Annotated in this window: 9 protein-coding genes; 3 read left to right on the forward strand and 6 right to left on the reverse strand. The window is 72.7% G+C overall.

Translation table 11 applies throughout. The features are described from left to right. Window positions 1–127 precede the first annotated feature (127 nt). Entirely contained in the window at window positions 128–2,500 is a 2,373-nt protein-coding gene (locus ACFW9Z_RS31020) for a BTAD domain-containing putative transcriptional regulator (protein WP_384645950.1), read from the reverse strand. Between the two features lie 564 nt (window positions 2,501–3,064). Between ACFW9Z_RS31020 and ACFW9Z_RS31025 the strand changes: the two genes are divergently transcribed. Together ACFW9Z_RS31025 and ACFW9Z_RS31030 are read left to right on the forward strand one after the other, a co-directional pair. Beyond that, entirely contained in the window at window positions 3,065–3,553 is a 489-nt protein-coding gene (locus ACFW9Z_RS31025) for a pyridoxamine 5'-phosphate oxidase family protein (protein WP_384645951.1), read from the forward strand. Window positions 3,554–3,766: 213 nt separating this feature from the next. Further along, window positions 3,767–4,954 (forward strand): acyl-CoA dehydrogenase family protein, encoded by a 1,188-nt coding sequence (locus tag ACFW9Z_RS31030; RefSeq protein ID WP_384645953.1) that lies wholly within the window; start codon window positions 3,767–3,769, stop codon window positions 4,952–4,954. Between the two features lie 182 nt (window positions 4,955–5,136). Here ACFW9Z_RS31030 and ACFW9Z_RS31035 read toward each other — a convergent pair whose 3' ends face one another. The 5 genes from ACFW9Z_RS31035 to ACFW9Z_RS31055 all read right to left on the reverse strand — a co-directional run bounded on the left by ACFW9Z_RS31035 (window position 5,137) and on the right by ACFW9Z_RS31055 (window position 11,177). Beyond that, window positions 5,137–5,991, reverse strand: coding sequence for an SGNH/GDSL hydrolase family protein (locus ACFW9Z_RS31035; RefSeq protein WP_384645955.1), 855 nt, complete (start codon window positions 5,989–5,991; stop codon window positions 5,137–5,139). A 341-nt stretch (window positions 5,992–6,332) separates the two neighbouring features. Further along, window positions 6,333–7,241, reverse strand: coding sequence for a zinc-binding alcohol dehydrogenase family protein (locus tag ACFW9Z_RS31040; RefSeq protein ID WP_384645956.1), 909 nt, complete (start codon window positions 7,239–7,241; stop codon window positions 6,333–6,335). A gap of 264 nt (window positions 7,242–7,505) precedes the next feature. Continuing rightward, entirely contained in the window at window positions 7,506–9,260 is a 1,755-nt protein-coding gene (locus ACFW9Z_RS31045) for an acetyl/propionyl/methylcrotonyl-CoA carboxylase subunit alpha (RefSeq protein ID WP_384645957.1), read from the reverse strand. Window positions 9,261–9,324: 64 nt separating this feature from the next. Continuing rightward, a complete protein-coding gene (locus ACFW9Z_RS31050) occupies window positions 9,325–10,572 on the reverse strand; it encodes a sensor histidine kinase (protein ID WP_384645958.1) in 1,248 nt (415 codons plus the stop codon). Beyond that, window positions 10,569–11,177, reverse strand: coding sequence for a flavin reductase family protein (locus tag ACFW9Z_RS31055; RefSeq protein ID WP_384645960.1), 609 nt, complete (start codon window positions 11,175–11,177; stop codon window positions 10,569–10,571). Before ACFW9Z_RS31055 ends, ACFW9Z_RS31050 begins: the two co-directional genes overlap by 4 nt. 205 nt (window positions 11,178–11,382) lie before the next feature. On the opposite strand from ACFW9Z_RS31055, the gene ACFW9Z_RS31060 reads away from it, so the two are divergent. After that, the gene (locus ACFW9Z_RS31060) at window positions 11,383–12,978 is read left to right on the forward strand and encodes an aspartate aminotransferase family protein (RefSeq protein ID WP_384645961.1); all 1,596 of its coding nucleotides are present in this window, start codon (window positions 11,383–11,385) and stop codon (window positions 12,976–12,978) included. The last annotated feature ends 138 nt before the right edge of the window (window positions 12,979–13,116 follow it).

Genomic DNA, 13,116 nt, shown 5'->3' on the forward strand with positions numbered 1-13,116 from the left:
GCTGGGGAGGGACCCACCGGTGATCGGGTGGGTCCCTCCCCAGCAGCCGGCGCGCTGCCCGTTTCCCGTGCTGTTCCTGATTCCTGTTCCCGGCGCGGGGTGGGGGGTGGGTGTGGGGGGTTTGGGTTCACACGGTGATCCTCCTTTTGCGGGCGGGGGTTTGGGGGTGGGTGTGCGGGGGCTGGTGTGCGGGGGTGGTCTGCGGGGGCAGCAGAGTCAGGGCCGATGCCCGGTGTTTCCCGCCGCCCCAGCCGGGGCGGCGTTCCAGGAGTTCGGGGCGGGCGGTGGCGACGGTGAGGAGCGGGGCGGTGCCGGCGCCGTCGGAGAGGGATTCCAGCCGGTCCAGTACGGCGTCCGCCGCCCGGTGGGCGTCGTCGATGACGACGACGACCGGCTCGAGTGCGGCGGCCGCTGTCAGGAGCTGTGCCCATACGTTCAGGGTCTCCTCCCGCCGGCCGGTCTCCTCCGGGGCACGGGCCGCGGGCAGCAGCGGCAGCAGCCCCTGGTACATCTGGGCGCGGCGGGACTTGGGCAGGGGCAGGCGCCAGACGGCCGCGGCGAGTCTGGCCCTTGCCGCCCGGGCCGTGTCGCCGGCCAGGATCCCGCAGTAGCGGGAGAGGATCACCGCGGCCACGGCCAGCGGCTCGTCCTGGCCGGTGGCCCGGGCGGTCAGGACCCGTACGGGGGCCGGGCACTGCACGGCGATACTGCGCTCGAACTCCGCGAGCAGGTGGGACTTGCCGACCCCGGGCGCGCCCAGGACGGTCACCAGGTGGGGGACCGAGCTGTGCCGGGCCCAGTCGAGCAGGCCGTTGAGGACGCCCAGTTCGTGTTCCCGGTCGGTACGGAAGGCGGCTTCCTCTCCCGGCAGTCCCAGGACCTGCCAGGCCCCGGAGGAGTCCTCGGCGGCTTTGGCCGCGACGGTGGACGCGGTGGCCAGGCGGGCGGCGCCGCTCATCCAGACCTCGCCGTCGGGGACCCGTCCCAGCATTGTGCGGGCGTCGTCGAGCAGGGTTCCCACGGCCGAGGGGCGCCCGGCCTCTGGGCCCGGGCTGATCCGGACCAGGGCCCTGCCGGTGGTCACCGCCGACCTCAGCGCGGTGTGGGGGTCGGCCGAGAACCGCTCGCGCAGGGCGAGAGCGGCCCGGACGGCACGCTCGGGGTCGTCGTCCCCGGCCCCCTGGACACCGAACAGGGCCAGGGTGAGCGATCCGATCGCGGCGATCACGGTCCCGCCGAACCGGGTGATGACGTCCTCGACGGTGTGCAGGGCCCTCTCGATCTCCCCCGGGGCCACCTCGTCGAGGCTGCCCAGCCTGAGCCCCACCAGCAGGGCACTCACCGCGATCCGCTCACCCCCACCCGAACCCGAGCCCGCACCCCGGCCTGCACTCGGACCCGAGCCCTCGCCCCGGCCGGGACCCGAACCCGCACCCCGGCCCGGACCCGAGCTCGTGCCCCAGCCCGGGCCCGCACCCGGACCCGGCCCCGGGCCTGCACCCGTATCCCGGCCCGAGTCCGCATCCCGGCCCCCGCCCCGGCCCCCGCCCGTTCCCGTGTTCCCGTCCGTGCTGTTCTGAGGGGGTGTCACGGGTGGGGTGGTGGCGGGCTGTCCGGTGGTGTCCTGCCGGGCGGGGGCGGGGGCGGGGGCGGTGACCGGGATGAGGGTGGTGGGGGTGGTGGTTCTGTGGGGGTGGTCCGCTGTCTTGTGCGGGGGAGTGGTGGTCCGGGGGGTGAGCGCGGGGTCGTGGGTCAGGATCGCGTGCTGGAGTGTGCGCAGGCCGTGGCCCGGTTCCAGGCCGAGGTTCTCCACCAGGGAGGACCGCACCCGCTCGTAGACGTTCAGGGCATCGGCCTGCCGCCCGCACCGGTACAGGGCGAGCATCAGCTGTCCGCAGGCGCGTTCGCGCCAGGGCTCGGCCTCGGCCATCATCGTCAGCTCGCCGAGGACCGCGTGGTGGCGTCCGCACTCCAGTTCGGCTTCGAAGAAGTCTTCCAGGACGTCGAGCCGGTCCCGGCGGGCCGCGTCCAGTTCCGGCCAGGCGATTCCCGATTCGGCGAGATCGGCCAGGAGCGGGCCGGCCCACAGGTCCAGTGCCTTCCTCAGGAGCCGGGAGGCCTCTTCCGGTGCGGGCGCGGCGAGTTCGGCCCGGCCGGCGGCCACCCACCGGCGGAAGACCAGCAGGTCCACGTCGTCGGGGCTGACCCGCAGCAGGTAGCCGGGTGCTTTGGTGACCAGTTCCGGCGCGCCGTGGGCCGGGGGTCCCGCTCTTTCGGCCAGGATCGTCCGCAGGCCCCATATCGCGTTGTGCAGGATCTTCCGGGCTGTCGCGGGTGCGTCCTGCGCTTCCCACAGGGCCTCGACGAGTTCGCTCGTGGCGACCACCCGGTTGGCGTTCAGCAGCAGATAGCCGAGTGTCGCACGCTGTTTCGTCCCGCCCAGGGTAACGGGCCCGTCCGGCGCCACCGCTTCCAGCGGCCCTAGCAATCTGAACCTCATTGCCCCCCGATCCCCTGCTGTGACGTGCATCCGGAAATACCCGCGGGCCGAATCAGGCTGGGAAATCCTTGACGTGCCGGAAAGCCTGTGATGCACTTCCCGCGGATTTCCCCCACTCTCCCACCGTCACCTTGGAAGAGTCTTGAGCAGTGCGTGACGGGAATATTCCTCTCCCGCCCCGGGCAGGGCCGCAAAAAAGAGGGGGAAGCGGAGTCCGTGGGCGGAGTTTCCCTCTCCCCCAGTGCCGTTACGGGCCGGAGCCGTACGCGCCCGTGACCGGAGGGGCCCGCTTAATTCTGTCCCCGGGCCCACTGGGAGGGGAAGGACGGGGAAGGGAGGGTGGGGGAGTGGGGGAGTGGGGGCGGGCGGGGTGGTTTCTGGGGGTGGTGGCCGTGTCTGCTTGCCCGGGCCGGTCTTTTCCCCTGTGGCCGACGGTACCCGCGGGATAAGTCGGTGACTTCGAAGTGCCTTCTTCCGTGACCGGGTGGTGGTCCTGCATTCTTGTGCCGGAAGGGTTCCCCCCGAACCCTCGCCGACACTGACCGGACACCGAGAGGAATCGATATGGCCAGCACCGTGGAATCCTTCTCGGAAATCGAAGACAAATTCTTCTCCTATATCCAGGACATCGTCTACTGCACGATGATCACCGTGGACCGGAAATCGCGGCCCCGGGCCCGTGTGCTGCTGCCCATCTGGGAAGTGGTCGACGGGAAACCGGTCGGCTGGCTCGCCGCCTACAAGACGCCCGTCAAGGTGGCCCATCTGGCCAACAACCCGCACACCACGTACTCGTACTGGAACCCCCGTCAGAACGCGGTGTTCATCGACAGCGTCTCCACCTGGGCCGAGGACAGGGAGACCCGGCAGTACGCCTGGGACCTCTACCGCAAGGGGAGCCCCGCGGGTGTCGGGTACAACCCGCTCAACTTCTGGCGGGGCGGCCCCGACGACCCGAAGTACCACGTCCTGCGCATCGACCCGTGGAGGGTGCAGGTGCTGCGCGGATCGGACCTCAGCAGCCGCATCTGGACCGATGCCAGCAGACGCTGACCCCCCGGGGTGCGAAAACTCCCGGCGCGGGCAGATGATTTCGGCCTCTGCCCGTGCCGGGGCCCGCAGGCCGCGGATATACCGGTAACCGGCCGCTCATCAAAGGGGGGAAGTCCCGGTGATGACCGGGTTATGAGCGAATTCCGGAAGCGGTTGAATGAACCGGCACTACAGTCGGCGCAACCGGATGAATTTCGCGGCAGAGGAGGCAGGATGGCCACGGTCGACATCGACGCCGGCACCGTACTGAAAGCGGTCCGGGAGAGTGTTCAGACCCTCCGTGAGAACGGGCGCGTGAGCGAGGAGCGCGGCTGGCTCGCGCAGGAGAACATCGAACTGCTGGAGCGGGCCGGGGTGTTCCGGTCCGCGGTCCCGCACCGGTTCGGCGGGCTGGACCTGCCGCTCGCCGACCAGTTCGCGCTCGTCGCCGAGATCGCCCGCGGCTGCGGCTCCACGGGATGGGTGGCCAACGCCTGGGTCTCCAGCGCCTGGATCATCTCCCAGTACCCCGACCTCGCGCAGGAGGAGATCCACGCCGCCACCGGCGGCGGTTCCCTGAAGGTCTCCGGCGGCTTCACCCCCACCGGGCGGGCCACCCGCACCGAGGGCGGGTTCGTCCTGAACGGGAGCTGGCGCTTCAACACCGGTATCCGCGGCGCCGACTGGAACATCCTGGCCGCCCTGGTGGAGCGCTCCGACGACGTGCACGAGGAGGTCTACGCGGTGGTGCCCGCCGGTGAGGTGGCCATCGCCGACGACTGGGACGTCTCCGCCGCCGCGGGAACCGGCAGCTGCACCTCCACCGCCACCGGCCTCTTCGTCCCCGCGCACCGGGTCGTGGACGGCTTCGAGGTCCTGGAGGGCCAGGTCCCCGGGCGGGCCCACACCCAGGACAGCGGCAGGGAGTACGGCCTGACCGCCTACGTGATGGCGCTGTCGGCGGCGGCCTACCTCGGCATGGCCCGGGCCGGCCTCGAACTCTTCCTGGAACGCCTGCCGGGCAAGGGAATCGCCTACACGCACTGGGAGGAACAGCGGGCACACCCCTACATCCAGTTCCAGACCGCGGCCGCCGCGAACAAGATATCCGCGGCCCAGGCACTGGCCGACAGCTTCATCCGGCGCATGCAGGCCGCCGCCGACGCCGGTGAACGGATGTCCCTGCACGAGCGGGTCGAGCTCCGCAGCCAGATCACCTACACCGTCCTGCTGGCCAAGGAGGCCGTCGAGACCCTGCACTCGGTCAGCGGCGCGTCCGTCATCCAGCGCTCCCAGCCCTTCCAGCGCGTCCACCGCGACATCCAGGGGCTCGCCCTGCACGGCCTGATGGCACCCCTGGGCGGCTTCGAGGCCTACGGCAGGGTCCTGGTCGGACTCGACCCCGACACCGAGTTCTTCTAGACCACCAGGCCACCAGGCCGTCAGGCCGCTGGACCAGTGGCAGCACGCCACCCCCCTCGCAGGGCCGTGTACGGCACACCCCCCCGGGTCCGTACACGGCCCTGACCCCTTGCCCGCCTGCCGCCTGGTCTCTGCCCTCTGTGTGTTGCCCGTCTGGGCCTTGCCCGTTCGTCCCTTGCCGGTTACGGGGTGTGTGTTACGGGCGGGACAGCGGCGGTTTCGCCCCGGGGCGGTCCCGGTGGCGGTGCCAGAGGGGCGAGTTCGGGGCGTTTGGGCAGGGGCCCCGCGCCGTCCGGCCGGCCCGTGAACTGACGGGCCATCCAGGGAAGGAAGTGCACACGCAACCACCGCAGGTCCTGGAGCTGTCCGGCCGTCCAGGGGCGGTGTTCCGGAGCCCAGGCGGGGAAGGGCTCGGGCTGTGCCGGAAGCCCCAGCACGCGGGCGGCCCGCAGAGCGACCAGCTGGTGGCCCTCGGGCGACAGGTGCAGCCGGTCCTCCCGCCAGGCGCGCGGATCCTGGATCGTCCGCAGCGACCACAGATCGACCACCGCGCAGCCGTGCTGGTCGGCGATGGCACGGATATGGGCCGAGTAGACGGCGATCTTCCCCCGCAGCCTGCGCAGCACCGGAGTGTCCCGGGGGTCGAAGCCCGTGAAGACCAGGACCCGGCCCGCCGAACCGGTGAGCTCGGCGACCGCGGCCTCGAAACGGGCGGCGATGTCGTCGGGGGAGCTGCCGGGCCGCAGGATGTCGTTCCCGCCCGCGCACAGACTCACCAGGTCCGGGGCGAACTCCCGCACCCTGGGCACCTGTTCCTCGACGATCTCCCCGATCAGCCGGCCCCGGACGGCGAGGTTGGCGTAACGGAACTCCGGGACGGGGCAGTGGCGGGCCAGCCGGGCGGCGAGCCGGTCGGCCCAGCCGACCACATCACCCCCGGCGGTCTCGTCGCCGACCCCTTCGGTGAAGCTGTCGCCGAGTGCCGCGTACGAACGGATGCCGTACCGGGCGGACGCACCACGGGTCCCTTCCGGCATGTCCCCTCCCCCCCTTGCCTCTCGGTTCCGGCCGGTGCGCCGCCCCCACCCCCGGGCAGCCACGCCGAACCGGCACGGGCAGGGCAGGGGCGGGGGGCAGGGCGTGGGCCCGGAAAAAGGGGGGCCCGTTCGTGTGGCCTCTTGTGCCCCCAGCCTCGCCCCGCGCCGGGCACCGGACCAAAGGCCGGGCGGCGAGAGTGTCAGTTCCCCGTACGGCCGGGCCTGTTCCCGCCAGGCCCCCGGCCGTACGGGGACGCCTGGCCACGGACCCGTTTCCCGGGTCGCTCGGAGCCGGACCTGGCCCCCGGGCCACCTCCGTACCGGGTGTGTCCGGGGCCGTATCAGGGACGCAGGACGATCTTGCCCGTCGTGCGGCGCTCCCGTAGCGCGGTGTGGGCCGCGTGTGCCCGGGTGAGCGGGTACTCCAGGCCGGTCACCGGCCGCAGCCGCCCTGCGAGTGTGAGCGCGATGAGCTCCTCCAGCGGCTCGCGCAGGCCTCCGGGGCGGGCCAGGGCGGGGCGCAGCCAGAAGCCGACGACGGCGGCGTTGAGCCGGCTGAGCCGGGCCGGGTCGAGCGCGGCGAACGCGGTACGGGAGGCGTTGCCGTAGGTGACGAGCCGGCCGAAGTCGGCGAGGGAGCCGAGCGCGTGGTCGAACAGGTCGCCGCCGGCCGCGTCCAGGATCACGTCCGCCCGCAGCGCCAGCGGGTAGCGGGCCACCTCGTCGGCGCCCAGCTCCAGCGCGAGGCGTTCCTTGTGCGGTGCGGAGGCCTGTGCCAGGACGCGTCCGGCCCCGAACTCCCGCGCCAGCTGGAGTGCGAGGCTGCCCACCCCGCCCGCGGCGGAGTGCACCACGACGCTCTCGCCGGGCTGGAGCCGTGCCGCCGAGCGCAGCAGGTGCCAGGCGGTGAGCCCCTGCGTCAGCAGGGCCAGGGCCCGGGCGGCGTCCAGCTCCTCGGGAATCTCGACCAGGGCCGAGCGGGGAGCGGTCACGTGTTCGGCGTAGCCGTGGGCGACCTTGGCCAGGACCCGGCGGCCGTCCTGGGTCCTGCCCACGACCTCGCCGCCGGGGATGTGGGGGAGCAGGTCGGGGGAGAGGTAGGAGCCGTCCACCTGGAGCGTGTCGGCGAAGTTGACGCCGGCCGCCTCCACGGTGATCAGGCTCTCGCCGGGCCCGGGGACCGGGACGGGCACGTCGACGGGCGTGAGGACTTCGGGACCGCCGAAACGGTCGAACCGTATCGCGAGCATGGTCCGGCACCCTACCCGGCGGCCCGCCCCGGCACGGTGCTGCCCGCCCCCGGCCCCGGGGCAGGGCACGCCTACTCCACGTACCACTCAAGCCCCGCCCACCGCCGCCGCCCGCCACCGCCCGTCGCCCGTTGCCCGTCGCCGTGCGCCCAGCGTGTGGTGGGCGGTGTGTGGTGTGTGGTGTGTGGTGGGTGAGCGTGCGGGCCGGTGTCCGGTGGAGCGCCTGCCCGTACGGTGTGCCGGTGCCGGCGGTCAGTCAGGTGGTCAGGTGGTGATGGTGCAGATGGGGGCGCCGGAGGTGACGGAGGCTCCGGCCTGGGCGGTCAGTTCCCTGACGGTGCCGCTGCGGTGGGCGTTCAGCGGCTGTTCCATCTTCATGGCCTCCAGGACGACGACGAGGTCACCTTCCTCGACCTCCTGGCCCTCCTCGACCGCGACCTTGACGACCGTGCCCTGCATGGGGGAGGCCAGGGTGTCACCACGGGCGGCGGGGGCGGACTTCTTCGCGGCCCGGCGCCGGGGCCTGGCCCCCGCGGCGAGCCCGGCCCGGGCCAGGGTCATGCCCAGCGAGGCCGGCAGGGAGATGTCCAGGCGCTTGCCGCCGACCTCGACGACGACGGTCTCGCGACCGGCCTCGTCCTCGGTGTCCGCGTCGGCGGGCGCGGCGAACGGCTTGATCTCGTTGACGAACTCGGTCTCGATCCAGCGGGTGTGGACGGTGAACGGGTCCGCGGTGAAGGCGGGGTCGGCGACCACGGCCCGGTGGAAAGGGAGCGCCGTCGCCATGCCCTCGGCCCGGAACTCCGCCAGCGCACGCGCGGCGCGCTGGAGCGCCTGCTCACGCGTCGCACCGGTCACGATCAGTTTGGCGAGGAGGGAGTCCCACGCCGGGCCGATCACGCTGCCGGACTCGACGCCCGCGTCCAGGCGGACACCCGGGCCGGTCGGCGGGGCGAATACCGTCACCGTGCCGGGGGCGGGGAGGAAGCCGCGGCCCGGGTCCTCGCCGTTGATGCGGAACTCGAAGGAGTGGCCGCGTACGGCGGGGTCGTCGTAGCCGAGTTCCTCGCCGTCGGCGATGCGGAACATCTCGCGTACGAGGTCGATGCCGGTGACCTCTTCGGTGACGGGGTGCTCCACCTGGAGGCGGGTGTTGACCTCCAGAAACGAGATCGTGCCGTCGACGCCGACCAGGAACTCCACCGTGCCGGCACCGACATATCCGGCTTCCTTGAGGATCGCCTTCGACGCTCCGTACAGCTGAGCGTTCTGAGCGTCACTCAGGAACGGCGCCGGGGCCTCCTCGACCAGCTTCTGGTGGCGGCGCTGCAACGAGCAGTCACGGGTGGAGACGACGACCACGTTGCCGTGCTGGTCGGCCAGGCACTGGGTCTCGACGTGTCGGGGCTTGTCGAGGTAGCGCTCGACGAAGCACTCGCCCCGGCCGAACGCGGCGACGGCCTCGCGGACGGCGGAGTCGTACAGCTCCGGGATCTCCTCCAGCGTCCGCGCCACCTTCAGCCCGCGCCCGCCACCGCCGAAGGCGGCCTTGATCGCGATCGGGAGCCCGTTGGCCTCGGCGAACGCCACCACCTCCGCCGAACCGGAGACCGGGTCCGGGGTCCCGGCCACCAGCGGGGCGCCCGCGCGCTGGGCGATGTGGCGGGCGGCGACCTTGTCACCCAGGTCCCGGATCGCCTGCGGGGGCGGGCCGATCCACGTCAGACCCGCATCCAGTACGGCCTGGGCGAACTCGGCGTTCTCCGACAGGAACCCGTACCCCGGGTGGATCGCGTCCGCCCCGGAGTCCTGGGCGGCCTGGAGCACCTTGGCCATGTCCAGGTAGCTGGCGGCCGGGGTGTCACCGCCCAGAGCGAACGCCTCGTCGGCGGCCCGGACATGCAACGCGTCCCGGTCCGGATCGGCGTAGACCGCCACGCTCGCGATCCCCGCGTCCCGGCACGCCCGAGCAACGCGGACAGCGATTTCGCCACGGTTGGCGATGAGCACCTTGCGCACGACGACTCCTGCCTGATGCCTGATGCCTGATGTGTTCTGGGGGCTTGTCCGCCGACGGGGTCTCTCATGCGTGCGGGGAGGGGCCCGTACGGGTTCCGGGCCGGTGCGGCTTCAGCGGCAGATGCGCTTCGACCTGGGTCCCGTGCCCCCGCGTACTGCTGACGGTCAGCCGGCCCCCGGCGTCCTCCATCCGCTCGGCCATGGAACGCAGCCCCTGATGGGCATGGCCGGGCCGCAGGACCCGCTCGACGTCGAACCCGCGGCCGTCGTCCTGGACGCTCGCGTACGCCCACCAGCGGGTGGAGCGCACCGAGACCTTCACCCGGCCGGCCCCGGCATGGACGAAGCTGTTGCGCAGCGCCTCCCGGGCCGTGAGGTACAGGTCCCGGCGCCGCACCTCGGGCAGCAGGCCCTCGTCGCCCGTCACCTTCACACTGACCTGGACCCCCTGGGGAGCGGCCCCGGCCGCGAACTCGCGCAGCGCCACATCCAGCGGCGGGACGACGTAGCGCTCCCGCACGGCGCCCACCAGCTCCCGCAGCCGCGCCTCCGTGACGAGCAGGGCGTCCCGGGCGGCCGCGATCCGGCCGGCGGTCTGCGGGTCCGGCGGACTGCCGCACTCCTCCAGGGCCCTGCGGGCCGTGATGACACCGTCGGCGACGTCGTCGTGCAGCTCGCGGGAGATCCGGCGCTGTTCCTGCCAGCAGCACTCCGACCGGTGCGCCGGGCCCCCGCTCTCGCCCGCCCGCCGGGCCGCCTCGCCGAGGACCCGCACAGACCCCTCGTCGAGACGGCCGCTCTGGATCATCTGCAGCATGGCGCACTCCATGAGCAGGACCGCTGCCGCCGCACGGTGATGGGGCGCCAGCACCACCGGCACCCCGGCGGACGACCCGACGACGGCCCCGGCCCCGGGCCCGCTCCCGCCCCAGGCCCCGTCCCCGCCCCGGGCCGCACGCCCGCCCCCGCCCCCGCCTCCGTCCCCGGTCGCGGGGCCGAACGCGGTGGCCAGCACGGTCCGGGCCTGTTCGTTCATGGCCCGGCGTACCGAACTGTCCCAGCGCACCGCCTGGTTCAGCGTGGCCGGGAGCGAGGACTCGAACCGGCGCAGCACCGCCTCCAGGCACTCCGGTCCCGGCCCCCCGGCCGGCCCGGCCGGGGGGCCGGGCACCAGGTGCCGTGCGGTGCGCGGCCCCGCGGGCGGCTTGGCGGCCGCCTGCTGCGCCACCCGCTGGAGCCCCTGCTGGAGGGCCTCGGTGAAACCGGGGCCGATGACGGACTCCCAGCCGCCGGGCACGGCCCGGGCCGTCATCGGGAGGAGGAAGCGGAGGAGGCGGAAGGAGCGGACGACGAAGGGCCGGAGGGGCCGGAGGGGCTGGAAGGGCCGGAGGGGGTGTCCGTGCGGTCGAAGGCACCGCCGAAGAAGAGCAGCCCCTGCGCCCCCTGGCCCCGGCTGGAGTTGACCACCCCGCCGATGAACACGGTGTGGTCGCCGATGTCGTGAGCGGCCAGGACCTCGCACTCCAGCCAGGCCAGCGCCCCGCCCAGCAGCGGTGCGCCCGTCCGCGGGCCCGGGGCCCAGTCGACACCGGCGAACTGCCCCGGCCCCAGGGGGCGCTTCTTGTCGGCGAAGAAGCGGGCCAGGCCTTCCTGGCCCGCCTCCATGATCGAGACGCCGAAGTGCCCGGCGGAGGTGATCGCCCGGTACATGACGGCGCTGTGCGCGACGGAGCACAGCACGGAGGGCGGGTCGAGGGAGACGGAGGTGAAGGCGTTCGCCGTCATGCCGTGGATGTCCTCCCCGCCCACGGACAGCACGGTGACACCGGTCGCGAACAGGGACATGACCTCGCGCAGAGGAGCGGGATGCGCCGCGGGCCCCCGGGAAACGGCGACACCGGCGGATACGGAATTCATGCCGCGCCTTTCATGTAATCCATGGGCAGAAAGGTACGAGGGTTTCCCGGCACGGCGTAAACCGTTGAGTAACCGCCCGCTCAGCCGGGCGCGCAGAGCACCGGATTACCGTTCCGTGAGGGCCCGTTCACGGAACGGTGAGCGCCCCGTGGTTAGGCTCTGGGCGTTTCGGTCAGGGCACTGCCGATAAAAATAGGGGTAAACCATGAACAGCGTCACCGCTGATCCGCAGCTCGCGGAACCGTATCTGCTCGGCTGGCTGGCCTCGCTCGGGCTCGACGTCGATTACGTACGGGCCGAGGGAAATACTCTGTATTACCTGGGCGCGGCCGGGGAGGAGATTCCCGTACTCGATTTCGCGGGCGGGTACGGTTCCCTGATCCTGGGTCACAACCACCCGCAGATCACCGCGTACGCGCAGGAGCTCCTGGCCTCGGGGACCCCGGTGCACGCGCAGTTCTCCCGCCACCCGTACGCGAACGGCGTCGCCGTCGCGCTGAACCGGATCCTGCAACGTGAACTGGGCACCGGGGAGGACTACTTCGCGATCTTCGCCAACACCGGGGCCGAGGCGGTGGAAGCGGCCGTCAAACACGCCGAGCTCGACCGCGGGCTGCGCCTCGCCGAGCTGTCCGCCCGGCTGGAGGAGAACCTGGCCGCCGCCCGCGCGGCGGTGGCCGCCGGCGCCCGCATCGCCCCCGAGGCCTACCGCCTGGCCGGCCTGGACACCCCGACCGCCCCCGCGGGCCCGGAGGGGTTCGAGGCACTGGCGGCGGCCGTGGTGGCGCACAACGCCGGGCAGACCGGCAGGCCGCCCGTCCTCCTGGCCCTGGAGGGCGGCTTCCACGGCAAGCTGGTCGGCAGCGTCCAGCTCACCCACAACGACGGCTACCGGGCCCCCTTCGCCTCGCTGGCCGCCCCCGCCCGCTTCCTGCCCGCCGACAGCCCCCAGGCCCTCAAGGCCCTCCTGGAGAGCGAACGGGCCACCGTCCTGGACCTGGTGGTCCAGGACGGCACGGTCACGGTCACCGAACGCGACTCCCCGGTGTTCTGCGCCTTCGTCCTGGAGCCCATCCAGGGCGAGGGCGGCATCCGGGTCCTGTCCGAGGAATTCGCCCAGGAGATCCAGCGGGCCTGCGCCGAGGCAGGCTGCCCGGTCATCGTCGACGAGGTGCAGAGCGGAATGGGCCGCAGCGGCGATTTTCTGGCCAGTTCCGCACTGGGACTGCGCGCCGACTACTACGTCCTGGCCAAGAGCCTGGGCGGCGGCATAGCCAAGACGTCCGTCATGCTCACCCGACGCTCCCGCTACCGCCCCGAGTTCGAACTCGTCCACAGCTCCACCTTCGCCAAGGACGCCTTCTCCTGCTTCCTCTCGGGCAGGGTCCTGGAGATCCTGGAGGCCGACGACGGCGCCGCCTACCGCATGGTCCGCGAGCGCGGCGCCCACCTCCTGGGCATGCTCCAGGCCGTCCGCGCCGACTTCCCCGACGTGGTCAGGGACGTACGGGGGCGGGGCCTGATGCTCGGCCTGGAGTTCCACGACCAGTCCGGATCCGCCTCCCCGGCCATCCGGGAGAACGCGCCCCTGCTGGGCTACACCGTCGCCGGGTACCTGATGCGCGAGCACCGCATCCGCACCTTCCCGACCGCGAGCGCCGTCAACACGCTCCGCTTCGAGCCCTCGCTGTACCTGAGCGACGCCGAGACCCGGCAGCTCGAACAGGGCCTGCGGGGCGCCGCCCAGCTCCTGCGCGCCCACGACGGGGCCGGCCTCACCGGCACGGCCCCCGAAGCCTGACCCACAAGAACGGGGGCTGTCCCCGGCGGCCGGTACCCGGTACCGGCCGCCGGGGGCCGCCCAGTCACCGGCACCCCCGCGGCACGGGGTCAGCCCACTGAGGGGGCAGCCCTGTCAAAGGTACAACCGTGTCAAGGT

Source organism: Streptomyces sp. NPDC059452, assembly GCF_042750035.1.
Classification (GTDB): Bacteria; Actinomycetota; Actinomycetes; order Streptomycetales; family Streptomycetaceae; genus Streptomyces.